The following is a 21,403-nucleotide window of genomic DNA, read 5'->3' on the forward strand; positions in this document are numbered from 1 at the left end:
AACCGCCCCACGCGAGGTTCAGGAACGGCGAGACCCGGGAGGGGACTGCGGTGGAGGTTCGGATCGGCGTGCAGAACGTCGCACGCGAGCTGGTGTTCGAGTCGGCCCAGACCAGCGAGGAGATCACCGCGGCGGTCACCGAGGCGCTGTCCGGCGGCACGGTGCTGCGGCTGGTGGACGAGAAGGGACGCCTCGTGGTGGTCCCGGCGGCGTCGCTGGGGTACATCGACATCGGTGCCTCGGAGGTCCGCAAGGTGGGCTTCGGCCTGTCCTGACGGGCGGGCACGAGGTGTGACGAGGTGTGACGTCGCGGTGGAGACCCCACCGCGGCGTCGCGCCGCACCGCCGGGGGCGCTGTGACGGGGTGTGAGGGGGCGACACGCGCCGGGCACGGGGTGGCACGGCTACCATGGTCAGGTTCATGGTTGCCCGGTCGCCAGTCACGATCGGCTGCCGATTGCCGCGACGCGGCCGCACGTCCCGCCTGACGACCTCCTCACGGAGGGTTCGAGCGCTCCCCACCCGGTGAGCTCGTGCGGGTCGTCGACGCCGCCGCCCCCTGCACGGGAGACGCATGACCGACTCGAGCACGACGGACGCCCAGCACGAGACGTCCGACCAGACCACCCCCGAGGCCGCCCCCTACGTGGCCCCGCCCGTCGGCACCTTCGCCGAGCACGGCGTCGACGCGCGCATCGCGCAGTCCCTCGCCGGAGCCGGGATCACCACCCCGTTCCCCATCCAGTCGATGACCCTGCCCGTGGCGCTGACCGGGCACGACATCATCGGCCAGGCCAAGACGGGTACCGGCAAGACCCTCGGTTTCGGCGTCCCGCTCCTGCAGCGCACCGCCGTCCCGGGTGACCCCGACTACGACGTCCTGCCGAACCCCGGCAAGCCGCAGGCGCTGGTCATCGTCCCGACCCGCGAGCTCGCCACCCAGGTCGCCGGCGACCTGACGACCGCGAGCCGCAACTACCCCGCCCGCATCCTCACCGTGTACGGCGGCCGGGCCTACGAACCGCAGATCGCCGCGCTGACCAAGGGCATCGACGTCGTCGTCGGCACCCCGGGCCGTCTCCTCGACCTCGCGCAGCAGCGTCACCTCGACCTCTTCAACGTCAAGTGCGTCGTCCTGGACGAGGCCGACGAGATGCTCGACCTCGGCTTCCTGCCCGACGTCGAACGCCTGCTCTCGCAGACCAACCCGGGCCGGCAGACGATGCTGTTCTCGGCGACGATGCCCGGCCCGGTCGTGGCGATGGCGCGCTCCTACATGCGTCAGCCCACCCACATCCGCGCCGTGGACCCGACCGACGACGGAGCCACCGTCGCGGCCATCACGCAGTTCGCCTACCGCACCCACGCCCTCGACAAGGTCGAGGTCCTGGCCCGGTTGCTGCAGGCCGAGGGTCGCGGCCTCACCATCGTCTTCAGCCGCACCAAGCGCACCGCCGCCTCCGTCGCCGAGCAGCTGGAGGAACGCGGTTTCGCGGCCGCCTCCATCCACGGTGACCTCGGCCAGGGCGCCCGCGAGCAGGCCCTGCGCGCGTTCCGCGCCGGCAAGGTCGACGTCCTCGTCGCCACCGACGTCGCCGCCCGCGGCATCGACGTCGAGGACGTCACCCACGTCGTGAACTACCAGTGCCCCGAGGACGAGAAGACCTACCTGCACCGCATCGGTCGCACCGGCCGCGCCGGGAACACCGGTGTCGCGGTCACCTTCGTGGACTGGGACGAGCTCCCCCGCTGGGGCCTCATCGACAAGGCGCTCGGTCTCGGCTTCGGCGAACCCGTCGAGACGTACTCGTCCTCGCCGCACCTGTTCGACGACCTGAACATCCCCGCGGGCACGACGGGACGCCTCCCGCGCGCGAGCCGGACCCGCGCCGGCCTCGAGGCCGAGCAGGTCGAGGACCTCGGGGAGGTCGGCGCCAGCAAGGGCCGACGCCCCCGCAAGGACGGTGGCCGGGAGTCCGGGCGCGACGGTGGGCGTGACAGTGGGCGTGGTCCCCGTCGCGACGCCGGCCCCACCGCTGTCGCGGCCGAGGAAGGTGTCGTCGAGGAACGCGTCGAGCGTCCCCGCCGCGACCGTCAGCGCCGCCGGACCCGCAGCGGGGTCGAACTCGACGAGACCCAGGTCGTGGAGACCCCGGTCGGGGCGGACGGAGCGGCGGTGACCCCCGAGGCTCCCGCGGTCGCGGAGACCCCGGAGACCCCGGCACCCGCCGAGGGTGGCGAGACCGCGGAGCGGCCGCGTCGCCGTCGTCGCAGCCGCGCGAAGACCGCCGACGCGAGCGCCGAGCAGGGCAGCGACGAGAGCGCTGCCCCCGCTCCCGCCGTCGACTGACCCGGTCGGACGGGTCCCGCCGCACCACCGGCGGGACCCGTCCGAGCTGCGACCACCCGGACTCGACCGCACCCTGGTGGGGTGACGGCAACCACTCGAGCACCAGTCACCGCCCGACCCGCGGCCCCACCGAGCGTGTCGCAGGTCCTGCACGCCGGGCCGACCCTCGAGGTGGCGCTGCTGGCCGCCGCGCTGGTCGAGGAACGCCACCCCCGGCTGCGACCGGCCCTCGAGGACGAACGCCACCCCTGGCGACGCGTGCTCGACGCGGCCGCACTGCTGCGCGCGGCGTCGTGCGACCCGGTGCGGGCGATGGCGCTCGCGGCGCGCGAACGCGCCCTCGACGGCGGCCGGCACGTCCTGGCCGAGGGTCACGACCCCGACCTGGCGGCCCTGCGGCACGCGCTGCGGGTGCACACCGTGCTGCTGACCGCCGCCGCCGCCGGCGAAGCACCCACCCGAGCGGCCGCGGAGCGCTACGTCCGGGAGCAACGCTGCACGGCCGTCCTGCTCGGTGCCGAACCGGACGACCTGTCCGCGACGTCGGACGAGGTCGCCGCCGACGTCGCGGCGGTCCGGGCCGAGGTCGACCTGGACGCCCCGGCCCGCTCGCTGACCGGTTACGACGACGACTCGCTGCCCGGTTCCTGGGCGCAGGCCTGCCGTCTCGCCGTCAGCGTGCTGCCGTCGTGGGCCCGCAGGGGCCCCGCCCCGGAGAGCGGGGCGGACCTGAGGGCCCGGCTGCGGGAACTCTGAGCCGGGTCAGCTCTCGACGACGAAGGTCCGGACCGCGTCCGCCACCAGCTGCACGGCGATCGCCGACAGCAGCAGACCCGCGACCCGGGTGACGAGCAGGACGCCGGAGTCGCCGAGCACCTTGTGGACCAGACCGGCGAAGCGCATCGCGAGCCACAACGTCACGTGCACCGCGATGACCCCGGCGGCGATCGCCGCCCGGTCACCCCAGTCGTGCGCCTGCTGGACGAAGACCATGGTGGCGACGATGGCGCCCGGCCCGGCCAGCAGCGGGGTCCCCAGCGGGACCATCGCGACGTTGACCCCGACGGTGCTCGTCGGCTCGTCGCTCTTGCCGGTCAGCAGTTCCAGGGCGATGAGCAGCAGCAGCAGACCACCGGCGGCCTGCAGCGAAGGCAGGCTGATGTGCAGGTAGTCGAGGATCCGCTGACCGAAGAGGGCGAAGGCGACGATGACGCCGAAGGCCACGAACACGGCCTGGCGCGCCGCCCGGGAGCGCTCGGTGGCGCTGAACGTCGCGGTCAGCCCGAGGAAGATCGGGACGGTCCCCAACGGGTCCATGATGACGAACAGGGTGACGAAGGTCTCCCCGAAGAGCTGCAGGTTCACGCGTTCCCGACCTCGTGCGGGGCGGCGGCGAGCTCGTCGATGCGGACCAGGACCTCGGGGTCGGTGGTGTTCTCCCCCAACAGGTTCCGCTTGCCGGTGCCGTGGTAGTCGCTCGACCCGGTGATCAGCAGGTCCAGGGAGGAGGCCAGGTCGCGCAGGTGCGCGCGTTCCGCGTCGGAGTGGTCGCGGTGGTCGACCTCGAGGCCCGCGAGACCGGCCTCGACCATGGCCTCGATGTCGGTGTCGCCGATGCAGCTGCCCCGCTTGGACGCCGCGGGGTGCGCGATGACGGGGACCCCGCCAGCCGCGCGGACCCGCCGGACGGCCTCGACCGGGTCGGGGGCCGTCTGCGGGACGAAGTAGCGGCTGCGACCGGAGAGCAACGTGGCGAAGGCCTCGTCGCGGTCCTCCACGACGCCGAGGCCGACGAGGGCGTCGGCGATGTGCGGACGCCCGATCGTGGCGTCGCCGTGGACGTGCTCGAGGACGTCCTCCCAGCGCAGACCGGTGTCGGGGCCGAGACGTTCGACCATCTGCCGGGCCCGGCTGGCGCGGGAGGTGCGCGACTCGGCCAGCATCCGGACGAGGGGTTCGTCGGTCGGGTCGTGCCGGTAGGCGAGCAGGTGGACGGAGACGCCGCGACGCAGGCAGCTGATCTCCACCCCGGGAACCACGCGAACTCCGAGCCGCTCGCCGGCGGTGACCGCCGCGACCCAGCCGTCACTGGTGTCGTGGTCGGTCAGGGCGACGACGTCGAGGCCGGCCTGCGCGGCGGAGGCCACGACGTCGGCCGGCGACTGGGTCCCGTCGGAGGCGTTGGAGTGCGTGTGCAGGTCGATGCGCACCCCACGAGCTTACGTGCCGTGACCGGTGATCCCGTCCACACGCGTGGCGCGCCCGTTCAGGCGCCTCGGACCGCGGTCTCGGGGCCTGCCCAGGAGACCCGGGGCGACAACGCCCCGCAGGGCACGTCGAGTTCGTGGGCGGGATCGCGCAGGTCGATGAGCTGCAGGTCGTCGAAGAGGGTCAACCCGGCGGAGGCGGGCCAGAGCAACGCCCACAGCCAGACCCCGCCGGCCTCCCCGACCAGGACCGCGCGGTCACCGTCGGCCTCGACCCCCCACAGCGGCGTGGCGGCACCGCCGGCGTGCGGACGCGCCGCGGGACGGCCGCTGACGATCCCCTCCCCCGGGTCGACGTCGTCGCGGCCGGCGAGGTGGGCACCGAGACCGGTCCCCGGTTGTTCGGAGACCAGCAGCAGGTCCGCGACGGGCGACCCTCCGACCCCGTGGTTCGGGCCCGAGACCGCGACCACGACGGCCTGCGCCTCGTGCTTCTCGTCCCGCACGCAGCGCGTCCCGGTGACGAGCCAGCCGTCGGGGAGGGGCCACGGCATCCAGACGGGGACGTCGGAGTGCCGGGCGATCCAGGCCAGGTGCTCGCCGTCCGCGCGCTGCGCGGGTTGCAGGGGAACCACCTCCCCGTGGACCGCGCAGGTCGCCGAGGAGTGCCAGATGCTGGGTGCCCGCACCGCTCCGTCGCAGCGGGGGCACCTCGCCGTACCGCCCATGCCCCACCGTGACCCCCCGACCCGGGAATCGTCAACTGCTGGTCACAGGGGGTCACGACCTGCGGGGGTGGCGGGACAACGCGGGCACCGCGGGCGATGATGGTCGGGTGACTCCAGGAGCGACTTCGCAGACGACGCAGCGGCCCGAGGGATCCGTCGAGGAGACCTTCGACGTGCAGGCCCCCGAGACCGACGGCGCCACCGTCACGCAGGGCGACGGGGAGGGCAGCGGGGAGGTCGACGGCGAGAACATGTCGTCGCACCGGGCCACGCCCCGCTCGGCCGCGTTCCGCAAGTTCATCTCCGAGGGCTGGGGGCCGCGCCCCGCCGAGGACCTCGACGCCGCCCCGTCGGCGCCGTTCGCCGCGCGACGCCGCGCGGTGCTGTCCTCCCTGTTCCCGCACGAGGTGCTCGTCGTCCCCGCGGGGACGCTCGTCCGCCGCTCCAACGACACCGACTACCGCTTCCGGCCGCACTCGGCGTTCGCGCACCTCACCGGGCTCGGCAGCGACCGCGAGGCCGACGCCGTCCTCGTCCTGCACCCGCGGGCCGAGGGTCACGAGGCCGTCCTCTACGTCCGCCCGCAGGCCGCGCGCGACACCGAGGAGTTCTTCGCCGACGCCCGCTACGGCGAACTGTGGGTGGGGGTCCGTCCCACGCTCCGGGAGTTCGCCGCGCAGACCGGGATCACCTGCCACGACGTCGCGATCCTGACCGACGAGATCGGGTCCTCGCTGGACGACGACACCACGACGGGCCTGCGCGTGGTGCCCGACGCCGACCCCGCCGTCACTGCCCTCGTGGCACCGTTGCGCAGCGGCGAGGCGCTGGACAAGGCCGACGAGGAACTCGTCACCGCGCTCTCCGAACTCCGCCTCGTGAAGGACGAGCACGAGATCGGCGAGATGCGGACGGCGGTCGCCGCCAGCATCCGCGGCTTCGAGGAGATCGTCCGGTCGCTGCCGCGCGCGATCGGCCACCCGCGCGGCGAACGTCTCGTCGAAGCGGTCTTCGACGGCAACGCCCGGGTCGAGGGCAACGCCGTCGGGTACGAGACCATCTCCGCCGCAGGCGATCACGCGTGCACGCTGCACTGGATCCGCAACGACGGCGCGGTGACCGCGGGTCAGCTGCTGCTGGTCGACGCCGGCGTCGAGGTCGACTCCCTCTACACCGCGGACGTCACCCGGACCCTGCCCGTCGACGGCACCTTCACCGACGCGCAGCGCCGGGTGTACCAGGCCGTCCTGGACGCGTCCGAGGCCGCCTTCGCCGTCGCGAAGCCCGGGGTGAGGTTCCGCGAGGTCCACGAGGCCGCCATGAAGGTCGTGGCCGACCGGGTCGCGGAGTGGGGGATGCTCCCCGTGGACGTCGCGACCTCGATGGAACCCGGCGGGCAGTTCCACCGCCGGTGGATGCCGCACGGCACGAGCCACCACCTCGGCCTCGACGTGCACGACTGCGCGCAGGCCCGCAAGGAGATGTACCTCGACGCGGAACTGCGCGAGGGGATGGTGTTCACCATCGAACCCGGCATCTACATCAAGACCGAGGACGAACTCGCCCCCGCGGAACTGCGAGGGATCGGCGTCCGCATCGAGGACGACGTCCTCGTCACCGCCGACGGCGTCGAGAACCTCACCGCCGGGCTGGCCCGCACCCCCGACGACGTCGAGGCGTGGATGGCCTCGCTGCGCTGATCCGTCGTCTCCACGCGGGAGCGCGCGGTGACCGGGGTGTCGATGGACGACACCGGGGTCACCGCGCGCCCAGACGCACGGCCGGGGATCACTCCCGGTCGCGCGCCGGGGGGGTCTGCGAGGCGTCGTGCGCGGCCTGCTCGGCGGCCCGGCGGGCCCGGCGCTGTTCTTCCACCTTCTCAGCGTAGGTCGGACCCGAGAGGTCCATCACCGGCTCCGGGGCGGGCTGCTGCTCACCGGGCGGGGGCGGCGGCTGGTCCGCCGGGGCGCTGCCGGGCTGCGGCGGCGGCAGGTGCGCACCACTGGGCGGCGGCGACCACGGGGCGGGGCGCGCACCCGGGTCCGGGGCACCCCACTGCGACTGGCCCGTCGGCTTGGAGAAGTCGGGGCCGGTGCCACGACCGAGGCCGTTGGGCAGCTTGGAGAGGACCTCACGCGCCTGACCGGCCAGTTGCGGCAGGCAGAGCACGGTGTACTCCGAGGCCACGATCTGCGACGAGGAGGTGAAGTCGCGGCGGCCGCCGGTGAGCGCGTAGGAGATGACGCCGAAGAGCATCCCGAACCCGGCCCCGACGAGGATGCCGGTGAACAACGCACCGGACCCACCGCTGCCGAAGACGGACAGCATGAGGCCGATGAGCAGACCGAACCAGGCTCCGGACCCGGCACCGGCGCCCGCGGCACGACCGTAGGTCAGGCGCCCCGTGACGCGTTCCACCATCTGCAGGCCGTTGCCGACGATGGTGACGTTCTGCACCGGGAAGTGCTCGTCCGAGAGGAAGTCGACGGCCCGCTGCGCCTCCGAGTAGGTGGCGTACCGGCCGATCGCGTCCCCCGACGGCGGGGTGGGGGTGGTGATCCGCTGCGGACCACCCATGGGCCCGAGGTTCGACATCTCTACATCCTCACCGGTCTACCCGTCCCGTGACCTTCGCGCGGGATCGGTCGATGGTCTCAGGTGGAGATCATCGACACCCTGCACAACGTCGGGGAGCCGCGGGACGTGCCCCGCGGCCCCCCGACGGACCTCACGCGGTCTTGCGCTTGACCCCGGCCCGGGCCTGGCCGCGGGCCTCCACCTCGCTGGAGGCCCCGGCGGTGGACAGCGCGCCACCGGAGGTCTCGAGGTGGGCGCGCACGAACCAGTGGAACTGCTCGAGCTGGCCGGACTGACCGATGAGCATGTCCTGGGTCACCGGGTCCAGCTCCTCGGTGGCCGCGATGTCGCGGCGGTAGTCCTCGATGACGCCGACGTAGACGAGGTCGAGGGCGCCGAGGTGCTCGATCGCGCCGGCGCGGCCGATCGAGTAGTCGTTCCAGGAGCGGTCGGCGACGAGCGCACCCGGGGTCCCGACGGGCGAGAGGCCCAGGGTCGAGATGCGCTCGGCCGTCGTGTCGGCCATCTCACGGACGGCGTCGACCTGCGGGTCGAGCATCTCGTGGACGGAGACGAAGTTCGGGCCGACGACGTTCCAGTGGACGTGCTTCAACGTGAGGTGCAGATCGGTGAGGGCGTTCAGCCGGTCCTGCAGCAGGGCCGCCACTTCGGCACCCTGTTCCAGCGTCATGCCCGGGATCGTGAAGGAGGGGAGACCCTCCGACTTCATCTTCTTGCTCTCCTTGGCCATGTGGTCACGGTAGGAGGCCGCCCGCGGTGCCGCGCGTTGAAGATCGGGGCCTAGATTGGACGGTGTGAGCGGCCCCACCACACGCGTCTTCGCCGCCCGGCTGGCGGGAACGTCGGTCTTCGACCCTCAGGGCGACCAGGTCGGGCGCATCCGCGACGTCGTCGGCATGATCCGCCCCCGCGGCCCGGTCCGGGTGATCGGCCTCGTCGTCGAGGTCCCCGGCCGGCGCCGGGTCTTCGTCCCGATGACCCGGGTCACCAACGTCGAGGTCGGCCAGGTCCTGACCACCGGCATCGTCAACATGCGCCGCTTCGAGCAGCGCGGCACCGAGACCCTGCTGCTGGCCGAACTGCTGGACCGCACGGTGGACCTGGCCGACGGCAGCGGCGAGGCGACGATCGAGGACCTCGGCCTGGAACCGGTCCGACCGCGCGACTGGCAGTTGACGAAGCTCTTCGTGCGCCGCGGCCGGGCGCCGCGCGGTCTCTCCGGTCGCCTGCGCCGCCGCGGCGAGACGATGACCATCGGCCTCGACGCCGTCGTCGGCGGGGTCGTCGGGCTCGCCGCGCCGGACCTCGACCAGGGCGCGACGAACCTGCTGGCCGCCTTCGAGGAGCTCAAGGCCGCCGACCTCGCCGAGGTCATCCACGAGCTGACGCCCAAGCGACGCCTCGAGGTCGCGGCGGCGCTGGACGACGAACGCCTCGCGGACGTCCTCGAGGAGCTCCCCGAGGACGACCAGGTCCAGATCCTCTCCGCCCTGGCCGGGGCCCGTGCCGCCCACGTCCTGGAGGAGATGCAGCCCGACGACGCGGCCGACCTGCTGAGCGAGCTGCCGGTGGAGCAGGCCGAGCGGCTGATGGCGTTGATGGACCCCGACGAGGCCGAACCGGTGCGACGGCTGCTGGCCTACGACGAACGCACCGCCGGTGGTCTGATGACCTCCGACCCGGTCGTCCTGGCCCCCGACGCGACGATCGCCGAGGCCCTGGCCCACGTCCGCCGCACCGAGCTGAGCGTCCCGCTGGCCACCGCCGTCTACGTCTGCCGGCCGCCGCTGGAGACGCCCACGGGCCGTTACCTCGGGACGGCGCACCTGCAGCGGCTGCTGCGCGAGCCGCCGCAGACGCCGCTGGGCCAGATCCTGGACAACGACATCACCCCCCTCTCCCCCGAGGAGACACTGCAGGGGGTGACGCGCCAGCTGGCCGCCTACAACCTGGTGTCGCTGCCCGTGGTCGACGAGGACGGGCACCTGCTGGGCGCCGTGACGGCCGACGACGTCCTCGACCACCTGCTGCCCGACGACTGGCGCGACGCCGAGGAACCCGTCTTCGAGGAGCCGAGCGCAGGGGGCGTGACCCGTGGCTGAGCGCGAACCCGGCCGGTCCCGCACCGGTCCCCGCCTGGTGCGCAACGACAGCGTCTCCCTGGACACCCCGCGCGAGGCGCGTCGTCAGCTGCTGGCCCGTCCGCAGGTCGACCCCGACGCGTTCGGGCGCGCGTCGGAGAAGTTCGCCCGCTTCATGGGGACGGGGACGTTCCTCGTCTACATGACGGCCTTCGTGGTGGTCTGGACGCTCTGGAACACCCTGACCCCGGGCGCCTTACGCTTCGACCAGTACCCGTTCGTCTTCCTGACGCTGGTCCTGTCGCTGCAGGCGTCCTACGCCGCCCCGCTGATCCTGCTCGCGCAGAACCGCCAGGACGACCGGGACCGCGTCCTCAACGAGCAGGACCGCTCCCGCGACGAGCGCGGCCTAGCCGACACGGAGTACCTGACCCGCGAGGTCGCCGCGCTGCGCATCGCGCTGCGTGACGTCGCCACCCGCGACTTCGTCCGTTCGGAGCTGCGCTCGATCCTTGAGGAGCTGCGCGAGGAGGACGGCGATCCGAGCGCCTCGCGCGGTTCGCGCGACGCCAAGCGCAAGAACGGGAAGAAGCGCAAGCGCGTCACCGAGACGCCCGCCCCGAACCCCTCGCCGCAGGTCCTGGACGAGCAACCGGCTGAACCGGAGTCCGCGGATTCAGGTTCGGAGGGTGAGGTGCCGACACCCAACGGGTGACGACTCTCGACGAATCGCCCGGGGCCCCCGGTGCTCACGCTGCCCCGCCGGCCACCCAGGTCCGCAAGCGTCTCGGGGACGTCCTCGTCGAGAAGGGCCTGCTGGTCCCCGAGGACCTCGAGGTCGCGCTCTCCGAGCAGCGCAACGTGGAGGGCCCGCGTCGCCGTCTCGGTCAGATCCTCGTCGAGCTCGGGATGGTGTCCGAGGCCGAGCTGGCCCAGTGCCTCGCCGAGCTGCTGCAGCTCGAGCACGTCGACCTCTCCCGCCTGACCCTGGCCCCCGACGTCGTCCGGCTGCTGCCGCGCGCCGTCGCCGAGCGCTGCCGGGTGCTGGTGCTGGACAAGACGCCGGAGTACCTCCTCGTCGCGGCCGCGGACCCGACGAACGTCCTCGCCCTCGACGACGTGAAGTTGTACACCCGCACCCCCGAGCTGCACGTCGTCGTCGCGATGGACTCCCAGATCCGCGACCAGCTGGCCCGCGCGTGGTCGCTGACCGAGGACACCTCGCAGGTCTCGCGGATGGTCGAGGACGCGACCGAGGACGACGACGAGGACCCGCTGGCGGCCCTCAACGGCTCCGTCGACGACGACGCCCCCATCGTCAAGCTGGTGAACCGGATCCTCTCCGACGCGGTCCGCCTGCGCTGCTCCGACATCCACCTGGAGTCCCAGCGCGACCAGCTGCGCGTGCGCTTCCGCGTCGACGGGTTGCTGCGCGACGTCATGTCGGCCCCCAAGCGCGTCGCCCCCAGCGTGATCAGCCGCATCAAGATCATCTCCGGCCTGGACATCTCCGAGCGCCGCATCCCCCAGGACGGCCGGACCCGCGTGGTGGTCGACGGGTCCGCCATCGACTGTCGCGTCTCGACCCTGCCCGCCCTGCACGGCGAGAAGATCGTGATCCGTCTGCTCACCCGCGGCGACGACGTCCCGACCCTGGAGTCGCTGGGCTTCGAACCGGACCAGCTGGTGATCTTCAACAAGGCGCTGTCGGTGCCGCAGGGCCTGGTGCTCATCACCGGGCCGACGGGTTCGGGCAAGACGAACACCCTCTACGCCGCGATCCACGCGACGATGAGCCCCGAGAAGAACATCATCACCCTCGAGGACCCCGTCGAGGTCCAGCTGCCCGGCATCACCCAGGTGCAGGTGCACGCGAAGGTCGGGATGACGTTCTCCGCGGGTCTGCGTTCCGTCCTGCGCCAGGACCCCGACATCGTCCTCATCGGTGAGGTCCGCGACACCGAGACGGCCGAGCTCGCGCTCAAGGCGTCGATGACGGGTCACCTCGTGCTCTCCACCCTGCACACGAACTCGGCCGTGGGAGCCCTGACCCGTCTGGTCGACATGGGGGCCGCGCCGTTCCTGGTGGCCAGCTCGCTGACCGCCGCGATCGCCCAGCGACTGGTCCGCAAACCCTGCGACTCCTGCGCCGACGGCTACATCCCGGACGAGGACACCCTCGCCCTGCTGGACCTCACCATCGAGGACATCCTGGACGCCACCCCGCTCAAGGGCACCGGGTGCCCCGAGTGCGGCGGGTCGGGCTACCGCGGCCGGACCGCCGTCTACGAGGTCCTCGACGTCACCCCGAGCGTGCGCAAGGTGCTCATGCACGACGCGACGGAGGCCGCGCTGCTCGCCGAGGCCGAGCGGATCGGCATGAAGACGCTGCGCCAGTCGGCCCTGGACAAGGCGATGCGCGGCGAGACCACGTTCGAGGAGGTCATCCGCGTCACCGCGGGGTGATCTGCGCGACACCTGTCGTTCAAAAAGTGCTTCAGGAGTAAACTTCTCGACGGACAGACCACTCGTCGAGGAGGACCCACCGTGCGCGCAGTGCAGTACCGGACCATCGGAGCAGCCCCCGAGGTCGTGGAGATCGAGAAGCCCGTCCCCGGCCCCGGGCAGGTCCTCCTCGAGGTCACCGCCGCCGGGATCTGCCACTCCGACGACTTCGTCATGGGCCTCCCGGCGGAGCAGTACACCTACGGACTGCCGCTGACCCTGGGCCACGAGGGCGCCGGTCGCGTCGTCGAGCTCGGCCCGGGAGCCGAGGGCATCGAGGTCGGGACGAACGTCGTCGTCTACGGCCCGTGGGGTTGCGGCACCTGCCACCTGTGCGCGCAGGGCAAGGAGAACTACTGCCCGCGGGCGGCGGAGCTCGGGATCGACCCGCCGGGACTCGGCGCCCCCGGTGCGCTGGCGGACTTCATGGTCGTCGACTCCCCGCGCCACCTGGTCCCGATCGGCGACCTCGACCCGGTCACGACCGTCCCGCTGACCGACGCCGGCCTCACGCCGTACCACGCGATCAAGCGCTCGCTGCCGAAGCTGCGGGCCGGCTCCGTCGCCGTGGTCATCGGCACCGGCGGTCTGGGCCACCTCGCCATCCAGATCCTGCGCGCGCTCTCCCCAGCCCGCGTGATCGCCCTCGACGTCAGCGACGAGAAGCTCGCGCTGGCCGCCTCGGTCGGGGCCCACGACGTCGTCCTCTCGAACGCGGACGCGGCGAAGAACGTGCGGAAGCTGCTCGGGGGCCGGGGAGCTCAGCTCGTCCTCGACTTCGTGGGCGCGCAGCCGACGATCGACACCGCGATGTCGGTGGCCGACGTGGAGTCCGACGTGACGATCGTCGGGATCACGAACACCCCCGCCGCCGCGCAGGTCGGGTTCTTCCGCCAGGCCTACGAGGCTTCCGTCACCGTCCCGTACTGGGGTGCGCGTCACGAGCTCATCGAGCTGGTCGACCTCGCCCACCAGGGGGTCTTCGACGTGCACACCGAGACGTTCGCGATGGCCGACGCGCCGAAGGCCTACGAGAAGCTCGCCGCGGGCAGCCTGCACGGGCGCGCCGTGGTCGTGCCGTCGCTCTGACGGAACAACCCCGTGGGACCCGGGGGTTGCCGGAGTGTGGGTGACGAGCTGAGCCGGGTCCTGCGGTGCGTGCGGTGGTCGGTCCTGGACTACCGCCACGAGGTCCTCGACGCCGGCACCGTCCGGGCGGGGACGGGCGACGACGTCCGGTTCCTGTTCGTCCTCAGCGGTGCCGTGCTCGTCGACGGTCTGTCCCCGGAGGGGCCGCGGCGACTGGGGGGCGGGCAGTTCCTGCTGCTGCCCCGCGGCGGTACCCACACCGTCACGGTGCTGGAGCGCGCCGAGCTGCACGCGGGCGAACTGGTCGCGGAGACCGGCGACGCGGTGCTGCTGGTCCGGGTGATGCCCGCGGCCGTGGTCACCTGCGGGGTGCTCGTGGAGGACCCGTTCGTGGAGCTCGCGCTGCGCCAGATGGCGCTGGAGTCCGCCGCCGGGCGGCCGGGTTCGGTCCCGGTGCTCGCCCAGCTGGCGAACGTCGTGACCACCGCCGCGATCCGGTGGTGGGTGGAGTCGGGCTGCGAGAGCGCGCGGGTGCTCGAGGGCTTCCTGCACGCCGACGACGTCTCCCGCGCGCTGCAGGCGATCCACGACGACCCCGGGGCTCCGTGGACGGTCGAGGGGCTGGCCCGGCTGACGTTCGCCTCGCGTTCCGTGTTCGCGCAGCGGTTCCGCAGCGTCGTCGGGGAGACGCCGGTCCGCTACCTGGCGCAGGTGCGGATGGAGGCGGCGAAGCGCCTGCTGAGCGACGGGGGCGGGGTCACCGACACCGCCGTCCGGCTCGGGTACTCCTCCGACGCCGCGTTCAGCCGGGCGTTCCGCCGCCACACCGGCGCCGCCCCGTCTCAGTGGCGCGAGGTCGACGCGGCCCTCAGCAGCGCCCCACCGGCGATGGCGGCGACGGCCCCGACGACGTAGGTCGTCCCCACCCCGGCGGAGTCCGTGATCAGCCCACCGCTGGCGGCACCGACGGCGATGGCGACCTGGAACATCGCGGTGACCAGCCCGGCGCCCTGCTCCACCCGGTCGGGTGCGGTGCGGGCGAGCCAGGTCTGGACCAGCGTCGGCAACGAGCCGAACGCGAGGCCCCAGACCCCGGTCGCGACGACGACCGCGACGAACTCGCCGGAGAACAGCCCGACGGAGGCGGTGCCGAGGCCGATGAGCAGCGGCGAGGTGAGCAGCGCGGCGCGCAGGTGGCGGTCGGCGGCCGCGCCGGCGGCGAGGTTGCCGAAGACGGAGGCGACGCCGAGCACCGAGAGCAGCAGGGCGATCTGACCGGGGGTGATCCCCGGGACCCGCTCCACCGCCGGGCGGATGTAGGTGAAGGCGGTGAAGTGACCACCGGCGACCAGGACGATCCCGCCCAGGCCGAGGAGCAGGACCCGCGAGCGCAGCGTCTCCCCCAGCGAGCGCAGGCTCGGCGAGCCCGTCGGTGCGCTGCGCGGGACGAGCAGCAGCAGCAGGACGAGCGCCACGGCGGTCACGCCGACGGCGAGCCAGAACACCGGTCGCCACCCCCAGGTCTCCCCGAGGAAGGTCCCGACGGGCACCGCGGTGACGGTGGCCAGCGGCATGCCCGCGTTGGCCACCATCATGGCCCGGCCCAGGTGCTGCGGGGCGGCCAGCTTCGCGGTCACCGACGGGGCGAGCCCCCAGAACCCGGCGAGCGAGATCCCGAGCAGCAACCGGGAGAGGAGGACGACCCAGAACGCGGGCGCCGTCGCGACGAGGACGTCGGAGACGATCGCGAGCCCCAGCAGTCCGGCCAGCAGGGTCCGCCGGTCCATCCGCGGGAACAGCAGCCCGACGGTCGGCGCCGCGACGATCCCCATCAGGGCCGTCGCGGTGACCGCCTGTCCCGCGACCCCTTCGGTGATCCCGAGGTCGGCGGCGAGTCGCGGCAGCAGGCTCGCGGGCAGGAACTCGGCGGTGACGAGGGCGAAGATCCCGACCCCGAGGGCGACGACGGCACCCCACGGGGTCCGCCCGTCGGCGGTGGCGGTCCGGCGGGGTCGTCGGGGGGCGGGGACGCGGGGGGTCCGGCTGGTGGTGCTGGTCACGGCCCCAGCATGGGGCCACGGCGGCGCGGCCACGCGACCCGTCGTCCGCGCGACCCCCACCGTCCGTCCGGGAGAGCGGTCAGGACGGCGTGCGGTGGGCTCCGAGCGCGGCCCGGCCGGCACCGAGGTCGAGGTCCGCGGTGCGGACCGCCTCACCCGTCTCCAGGGAGCGGTTCCCGGCGATCCCGACGACCACCGACCGCACCCCGTCGCGCCAGGACGCGGTGCGACCCAGCGGGTCGTCGGCCGGTCCCCGGAAGACGTCGCGCAGCAGCAGAGCGTCGCCGCCGCCGTGCCCACCCGCCCCGACCGGGATCTCGACGTCGCGGGCGGTCCCGAACTGCTGCTGGACGACGAGGCGCTCCGAGACCGGACGGGTCTCCTCCTGCGCCACCGCCTCGGGGTGCATGCTCGGGTCCACCGCGCCCCCCTCGCTCAGCACGGACCCCCGTTCGACGACGGTCAGCTCGGCCCGGCCGCGGGTGCCGTTGACCCCGACGACGTAGCCCTCCCACGGCGCGTGCGCGGTGAGCGAGTACGACATCGACGAGCGTCCCCCGCTCGCGAGCGCGTGGTCGACGACGAGGGACAGGTTGTCCTCGATGGTGATGCCCGCGTCGAAGACGTCGGCGTCGCGGCGGTAGCCGTCGAACCCCTCGTTCTCCAGGTAGAGCTCGCGGTAGTTCTCGTTCGTGCGCAGGTCGAGGCTGAAGGCGTCGGTCAGCGGGGAGTCGGAGCTCCCCCGCTCCGGGCGCGGCCCCAGCCCGCGGGCGGCCGCGTTCTCCGCCCCGTAGAAGCGCAGACCGCCGCTGGCGAACACCCGGGTCGGGATCCCGGAGATCCACCAGTTGACCAGGTCGAAGTGGTGGGAGCTCTTGTGCACGAGCAACCCGCCGGAGTTCTCCTTCTGCCGGTGCCAGCGGCGGAAGTAGTCGGCGCCGTGCGCGGTGTCGAGCAGCCACTCGAAGTGCACGGAGGTGACGTCACCGATCTCACCGGAGGCGATGAGCTGCTTGAGGGCGCTGTTGCGGGGCGCGTAGCGGTAGTTGAAGGTCACCAGCACGTCGCGACCCGTGCGTTCGACGGCGTCGGCGATGCGACGGACCCCGTCCTCGGTGGTGGTCAGGGGTTTCTCCACGACGGCGTCCGCGCCGGCCTCGAGCGCGGCCACGACGTAGTCGGCGTGGAAGACGTCCGGGGTGGTGACGATGACCCGGTCGACGCCGAGGCGGCGCACGGTCTCCCCCAGTTCCGCCGGGGCGAAGCGTTGCGGGGCAGGCGCTCCCGCGGCGAGCAGACGCCGGGTGTGGACGTCGAGGCGACCGGGGTTGGTGTCGCCGATCGCGACGAGCTCCCCGTCGGCGGCGTGGTCACCGGCGAGGGCGCCGAGGTACATCGACGCGCGGGAACCCGCCCCGACGAGGGCGTAGCGGCGGCGAACGGACACGAGATCCTCCACGGTGAGGCGGCAAGCGCTTTCCTGCGGAACCCTGTCACCGTCGCCCCGAGCGGTCAACCGCACCGGGACCCGCGACGCCGCCACGGGCCACGTACCCTGGGGCCATGTCGCCCACGCAGGATCTCGAGAGCGTGCGCGCAGGGGTTCTGCACGCGCTCGGCTCCGTCAACGACCCCGAACTGCACCGCCCCATCACCGATCTCGGGATGGTCGACGGCGTCGACGTCGACCCCGACGGTCTGGTCGACGTCCGCGTCCTGCTGACCATCGCGGGCTGCCCCATGCGCGACACCCTGACCCGCGACGTCACCGCCGCCGTCCGGACCGTCGAGGGCACCCGGGGCGCCCGCGTGCACTTCGCCACGATGACGCCCGAGCAGCGCCGCGAGGTCACCACCAAGGTCCGCGGGACGACGAGCGCCGCGCCGACCATCCCGTTCAACGAACCCGGCAGCCTCACCCGCGTCTACGCGATCGCCTCCGGCAAGGGCGGCGTCGGGAAGTCCAGCGTCACCGCGAACCTCGCCGCCGCCATGGCCGCCGACGGTCTGCGGGTCGGGGTGCTCGACGCCGACGTGCACGGGTTCTCGATCCCACGCCTGCTCGGCGTGACCGGGAAGCCGACGAAGGTCGACGACCTGATGATCCCGCCGAGCGCCCACGGCGTGCGGGTCATCTCGATCGGGATGTTCGTCCCCGGCAACCAGCCCGTCGCGTGGCGGGGACCGATGCTGCACCGCGCGCTGCAGCAGTTCGCGAGCGAGGTCTTCTGGGGTGACCTGGACGTCCTGCTGCTCGACCTGCCCCCCGGCACCGGTGACATCGCCATCAGCGTCGGTCAGCTGCTGCCGAAGGCGGAGATCCTCGTCGTCACGACCCCGCAGGTCGCCGCGGCCGAGGTCGCCGAGCGCGCCGGGTCGGTGGCCTCGCAGACCGAGCAGCGCGTCGTCGGCGTCGTGGAGAACATGAGCTGGCTGGAACTGCCCGACGGGCAGCGCCTCGAGGTCTTCGGTTCCGGCGGCGGCCAGACCGTCGCGACGTCGCTGTCGCAGAAGCTGGGCACGGACGTGCCGCTGATGACGCAGATCCCGATGGACGTGGCCCTGCGCGAGGGCGGCGACGTCGGGGTGCCGGTCGTGCTCTCGCACCCGGACTCCCCCGCGTCGATCGCGATGCGCGACCTGGCCCGCACGCTCGCCCGCCGCCCGCGCGGACTCGCGGGCCGGCGGCTGGGCGTCAGCGTCGCCTGAACCTCAGGTGGCGTCCTCGTCGTAGGGGACGGGCGCCGGCGTGGCGGCCGGCGTCGACGACTTCTTGCCGAGGTCGAGTCCGCCGCCCGTGGCGGGCGTGGACTTCTTGGCCGGCGGCTCGTCGTCGTCGTCGTTCCAGGCCTCGGTGAGGGCCTCGCGGACGATGCGACGCGGGTCGTACTGGCGCGGGTCGAGCTTCTGCCAGTCGATGTCGTCGAACTCCGGCCCGAGCTCCTCGCGCATCTGCGCCTGAGCCCCCTTGGCGAAGCGCCGGGCAGACTTGACCAGACCGGCCAGCTGCTCGGCGTAGTGGGGTAGCCGCTCGGGTCCGAGGATCACGAGCGCTACGACGAGCAGGACGAGGAATTCGCCCCCGTTGATGCCGAACACGTGGCGATCCTAACCGTCGGCGTCGAGAGTGACAGGCACGTCCATGGTCCGACCGTCCCTGCGGACGCTCAGGACCACCACTTCGCCGGGTTCCCGGGCCCGGATGTCCACGATGAGCTCGACCGCCACGGTCACCGGGCGACCGTCGATCGAGAGCACGACGTCGCCCGGTCGCAGGTCCGCGCGCTCTCCCGGACCACCGGCGGTGACGGCGCCCGCGGCGTCCACGATCTGCACGCCCTCGCCGGTGTAGGAGTTGTCGAGGGACACGCCGATGATCGGGTGCACCGCCCGGCCGGTCCGGATGAGCTGCTCGGCCGTGCGGCGCGCCTGCTGCGAGGGGATCGAGAAGCCGAGGCCGATGCTGCCCGTCGTCGTCGCTCCGCCGGCGCCCGGCAGGCTGGCGATGGCGGAGTTGATGCCGACCACCTGACCCGTGGAGTTGAGCAACGGACCACCCGAGTTGCCGGGGTTGATCGCGGCGTCGGTCTGGATGGCCTGGATGTAGGAGGAGTCGCCGCCCCCGTCGCCTGCTGTGACCGGTCGGTTGAGCGCCGAGACGATCCCCTCGGTGACCGTCCCCTGGAGCCCCAGCGGGGCCCCCACGGCCACGACGGGGTCACCCACGACGACGCCCGTGGAGTCCCCGAAGGGCAGCGCCCGCAGGCCGGTGCGCTCGACGCGCACGACGGCGAGGTCGTAGGAGGTGTCGGCCCCGACGACGTCACCGCTCACCTGCACCCCGTCCTCGAAGACGACCGTCACGCCGTCGTCGAGCGCACCCGCGACGACGTGGTTGTTGGTGAGGATGAAGGTCCCCTGCCCGGCGGAGGTCTCGAGGACGAAGCCCGAACCGGTCCCGAAGCCGTCCTGGCCCTCGACCTGGAGGGCGACGACGCTGGGCAGCGCGGCCGCGGCGATCCCGGCGACGGACCCCGCGGGACGTTCGGTGCTGCCCGCCGACGGGGACGCGATCGCGACGCTGGGGTAGGTCGCGTCGGAGTCGGAGAGCTCGTCCTGCACCAACCCACCGGCGAAGCCACCGACCACGCCGAGGACCAGGACGGCACTGCCCGCCCCGATCCAGCGGGCGGGCGATCCACGTCGGGGAGCAGCTGCGGGCGGTGCGGTGTGGGGGTCCGAGGGAGCCTGCGGCGGGAAGGCGTCGTGCCCCGCCGGGGGCTGCCACCAGCCCTGCTCACCCGGGGTCGGGACGGGGCTCGTGGGTGGCCCCGACCAGGGGTCGCGGGCGGGCGGGGGCTGGTGCGCCCCCTCCTGCGGTCGGTCCCAGCCACCCCAGGGTGGGGACGGGGTGGCCATCAGGGTGTGGCGTTCGCCGGTGCGCTCGCGCCGGGCGTCGTGCTCGCGCTCACCGAGGGGCTCACCGAGGGCACCTGGCGGCTCACGGGAACCTCCGACGGCGCGGCCGACGGCGTGGTGCGCAGTTCGGCGACGGGCGCCTGGGAGCTCCCCCCGGGCATCCCGCCCAGGACGAGGACCCCGACGATCCCCGCTCCGAGGAGGGAGAAGGTCCCGGCCAACGCGGCCGCCACGGGGCGACGGCGGGCGCGGCGGACGACCTCACGGGCACCGGGACCCCGCGATCCGGGGGTGCGACGGGCATCGGTGCGCGAGGGCGGGGCGACCCCGACGACGGGCCGGGCCGGCACGGCCATCGGCTTGTCGCGCGGGTGCAGCGGGCCGGAGGGCCCGCCGATGTCGAGCAGCCGGGTCACCAGGTCGTCGGACATCTGCGGGACGCCGAGGGCCTGGACCCGCGCCCGGACGAGGCGTTCGGTCTCGACGGCGTCGGCGCACTCGCTGCACCCGCGCAGGTGCTCCGCAGCACGGGCTTCGGCGTCCGCGGCGAGCCGACCGTCGACCAGCGGGCTGACCCGCGCGCCGAGGTGCGCTCCGCTCACGAGCCGTCCTCTCCGTAGGCGAACTGCGGCGCGCCCGGCGGGGTGGGCCGGGGAGCGCGGTGGGCGAGGGCGGCGCGCAGCTGGGCGCGACCCCGGTGGATGCGGGAGCGGACGGTGCCGAGCTTGACGCCCAGCGTCGCCGCGATCTCCTCGTAGGAGAGGCCCTCGATGTCGCAGAGGACGACGACGGCGCGGAAGTCCGGCGGCAGCGCGTCGAGCGCCTTCTGCACGTCGTCGTCGAGGTTGCGGTGCTCGAAGGCGCGCTCGGGACCGACGTCGGTGCTGGGCAGCTTGTCGTTGACGTCGTCCGCGAGCGCGTCGAAGCGGATGCGCTGCTTGCGCCGCACCTGATCCAGGAAGAGGTTGGTTGTGATCCGGTGCAGCCAGCCCTCGAACGTCCCGGGCTGGTAGTTCGACAGCGAGCGGAACACGCGGACGAACACCTCCTGGGTGAGGTCCTCGGCGTCGTGCCGGTTCCCCGTCAGGCGGTAGGCCAGCCGGTAGACCCGGGCGGAGTGGTCGCGGACGACCTCCTCCCAGGTGGGGGGGACCCACGTCGAGGCCGCGGCCGACGGCGACAGCGCCGCCGGGTCGATCGCCGGTGGAACGGACCGCCCGGCGGTGTCGCCGGTGTCGTCGCTCACGGGGTTCCTCCTGGAACGGGCAGGGAAGGGGGCCGCGAACGGCACCGCCACTGCTCCCATGGTCTCCCACTCCTCACGCTCGAGCCAGTCGCCACCGGGACATCCATCCGGTCGGCGTCA

At 73.2% G+C, this 21,403-nt stretch carries 20 protein-coding genes and 1 pseudogene; 10 read left to right on the forward strand and 11 right to left on the reverse strand.

What is annotated here, in order from left to right:
* The first annotated feature begins 50 nt into the window (after positions 1-50).
* From OG218_RS06430 to OG218_RS06440, 3 genes are all read left to right on the forward strand, one after another.
* A complete protein-coding gene (locus tag OG218_RS06430) occupies positions 51-275 on the forward strand; it encodes a DUF3107 domain-containing protein (RefSeq protein WP_328292374.1) in 225 nt (74 codons plus the stop codon).
* Positions 276-574: 299 nt separating this feature from the next.
* Positions 575-2,350: a DEAD/DEAH box helicase gene (locus tag OG218_RS06435; RefSeq protein ID WP_328292375.1), complete on the forward strand. Its 1,776-nt coding sequence runs from the start codon at positions 575-577 to the stop codon at positions 2,348-2,350.
* Between the two features lie 81 nt (positions 2,351-2,431).
* The gene (locus tag OG218_RS06440; protein ID WP_328292376.1) at positions 2,432-3,106 is read left to right on the forward strand and encodes an oxygenase MpaB family protein; all 675 of its coding nucleotides are present in this window, start codon (positions 2,432-2,434) and stop codon (positions 3,104-3,106) included.
* Between the two features lie 6 nt (positions 3,107-3,112).
* On the opposite strand, the gene OG218_RS06445 is transcribed toward OG218_RS06440, so the two are convergent.
* From OG218_RS06445 to OG218_RS06455, 3 genes are read right to left on the reverse strand one after another with little or no spacing between them, the layout of a single operon-like run.
* Complete coding sequence (locus tag OG218_RS06445) at positions 3,113-3,715, reverse strand: MarC family protein (RefSeq protein ID WP_328292377.1); 603 nt, start codon at positions 3,713-3,715, stop codon at positions 3,113-3,115.
* On the reverse strand, positions 3,712-4,560 hold the full coding sequence (locus tag OG218_RS06450; protein ID WP_328292378.1) for a PHP domain-containing protein: 849 nt from the start codon (positions 4,558-4,560) through the stop codon (positions 3,712-3,714). The genes OG218_RS06445 and OG218_RS06450 overlap by 4 nt, the downstream gene beginning before the upstream one ends.
* A gap of 56 nt (positions 4,561-4,616) precedes the next feature.
* The gene (locus tag OG218_RS06455) at positions 4,617-5,285 is read right to left on the reverse strand and encodes a DUF6758 family protein (protein ID WP_328292379.1); all 669 of its coding nucleotides are present in this window, start codon (positions 5,283-5,285) and stop codon (positions 4,617-4,619) included.
* Positions 5,286-5,536: 251 nt separating this feature from the next.
* Here OG218_RS06455 and OG218_RS06460 point away from each other — a divergent pair, with 251 nt between their 5' ends.
* Entirely contained in the window at positions 5,537-6,985 is a 1,449-nt protein-coding gene (locus OG218_RS06460; protein ID WP_442906465.1) for an aminopeptidase P family protein, read from the forward strand.
* Positions 6,986-7,073: 88 nt separating this feature from the next.
* Here OG218_RS06460 and OG218_RS06465 read toward each other — a convergent pair whose 3' ends face one another.
* Entirely contained in the window at positions 7,074-7,880 is an 807-nt protein-coding gene (locus tag OG218_RS06465; RefSeq protein WP_328292381.1) for a general stress protein, read from the reverse strand.
* A gap of 133 nt (positions 7,881-8,013) precedes the next feature.
* A complete protein-coding gene (locus tag OG218_RS06470; RefSeq protein ID WP_328292382.1) occupies positions 8,014-8,613 on the reverse strand; it encodes a Dps family protein in 600 nt (199 codons plus the stop codon).
* A gap of 64 nt (positions 8,614-8,677) precedes the next feature.
* Between OG218_RS06470 and OG218_RS06475 the strand changes: the two genes are divergently transcribed.
* The 5 genes and pseudogenes from OG218_RS06475 to OG218_RS06495 all read left to right on the forward strand — a co-directional run bounded on the left by OG218_RS06475 (position 8,678) and on the right by OG218_RS06495 (position 14,473).
* On the forward strand, positions 8,678-9,985 hold the full coding sequence (locus OG218_RS06475; protein ID WP_328292383.1) for a magnesium transporter MgtE N-terminal domain-containing protein: 1,308 nt from the start codon (positions 8,678-8,680) through the stop codon (positions 9,983-9,985).
* Positions 9,986-10,019: 34 nt separating this feature from the next.
* Positions 10,020-10,493 (forward strand): annotated as a pseudogene (locus OG218_RS06480) (DUF1003 domain-containing protein); the annotation flags it as partial.
* A gap of 182 nt (positions 10,494-10,675) precedes the next feature.
* The gene (locus OG218_RS06485) at positions 10,676-12,430 is read left to right on the forward strand and encodes a GspE/PulE family protein (RefSeq protein ID WP_328292385.1); all 1,755 of its coding nucleotides are present in this window, start codon (positions 10,676-10,678) and stop codon (positions 12,428-12,430) included.
* An 81-nt stretch (positions 12,431-12,511) separates the two neighbouring features.
* Positions 12,512-13,558 (forward strand): NAD(P)-dependent alcohol dehydrogenase, encoded by a 1,047-nt coding sequence (locus tag OG218_RS06490; protein WP_328292386.1) that lies wholly within the window; start codon positions 12,512-12,514, stop codon positions 13,556-13,558.
* A 36-nt stretch (positions 13,559-13,594) separates the two neighbouring features.
* A complete protein-coding gene (locus tag OG218_RS06495) occupies positions 13,595-14,473 on the forward strand; it encodes a helix-turn-helix transcriptional regulator (RefSeq protein WP_328292387.1) in 879 nt (292 codons plus the stop codon).
* On the opposite strand, the gene OG218_RS06500 is transcribed toward OG218_RS06495, so the two are convergent.
* Together OG218_RS06500 and OG218_RS06505 are read right to left on the reverse strand one after the other, a co-directional pair.
* Positions 14,401-15,618, reverse strand: a complete 1,218-nt coding sequence (locus OG218_RS06500) for an MFS transporter (RefSeq protein ID WP_328292388.1) — start codon at positions 15,616-15,618, stop codon at positions 14,401-14,403. The two genes, OG218_RS06495 and OG218_RS06500, sit on opposite strands and share 73 nt — an antisense overlap.
* A 79-nt stretch (positions 15,619-15,697) precedes the next feature.
* A complete protein-coding gene (locus OG218_RS06505; RefSeq protein WP_328292389.1) occupies positions 15,698-17,065 on the reverse strand; it encodes a Gfo/Idh/MocA family protein in 1,368 nt (455 codons plus the stop codon).
* Positions 17,066-17,181: 116 nt separating this feature from the next.
* Between OG218_RS06505 and OG218_RS06510 the strand changes: the two genes are divergently transcribed.
* Positions 17,182-18,327 (forward strand): P-loop NTPase, encoded by a 1,146-nt coding sequence (locus OG218_RS06510; RefSeq protein ID WP_328292390.1) that lies wholly within the window; start codon positions 17,182-17,184, stop codon positions 18,325-18,327.
* Between the two features lie 3 nt (positions 18,328-18,330).
* Here the strand turns inward: OG218_RS06510 and OG218_RS06515 are convergent, their stop codons facing one another.
* The 4 genes from OG218_RS06515 to sigE are packed head-to-tail and all read right to left on the reverse strand — an operon-like array spanning position 18,331 to position 21,343.
* Positions 18,331-18,717 carry a Sec-independent protein translocase TatB gene (locus tag OG218_RS06515; protein WP_328292391.1) on the reverse strand — a complete coding sequence of 129 codons (387 nt, stop codon included), beginning with the start codon at positions 18,715-18,717 and terminating at the stop codon, positions 18,331-18,333.
* 9 nt (positions 18,718-18,726) lie between these two features.
* On the reverse strand, positions 18,727-20,037 hold the full coding sequence (locus OG218_RS06520) for a S1C family serine protease (RefSeq protein WP_328292392.1): 1,311 nt from the start codon (positions 20,035-20,037) through the stop codon (positions 18,727-18,729).
* On the reverse strand, positions 20,037-20,639 hold the full coding sequence (locus OG218_RS06525; RefSeq protein WP_328292393.1) for a hypothetical protein: 603 nt from the start codon (positions 20,637-20,639) through the stop codon (positions 20,037-20,039). The genes OG218_RS06520 and OG218_RS06525 overlap by 1 nt, the downstream gene beginning before the upstream one ends.
* Entirely contained in the window at positions 20,636-21,343 is a 708-nt protein-coding gene (sigE, locus tag OG218_RS06530; RefSeq protein ID WP_380161367.1) for an RNA polymerase sigma factor SigE, read from the reverse strand. The genes OG218_RS06525 and sigE overlap by 4 nt, the downstream gene beginning before the upstream one ends.
* Between the last annotated feature and the right edge of the window lie 60 nt (positions 21,344-21,403).

Source organism: Kineococcus sp. NBC_00420 (genome assembly GCF_036021035.1).
Classification (GTDB): Bacteria; Actinomycetota; Actinomycetes; order Actinomycetales; family Kineococcaceae; genus Kineococcus.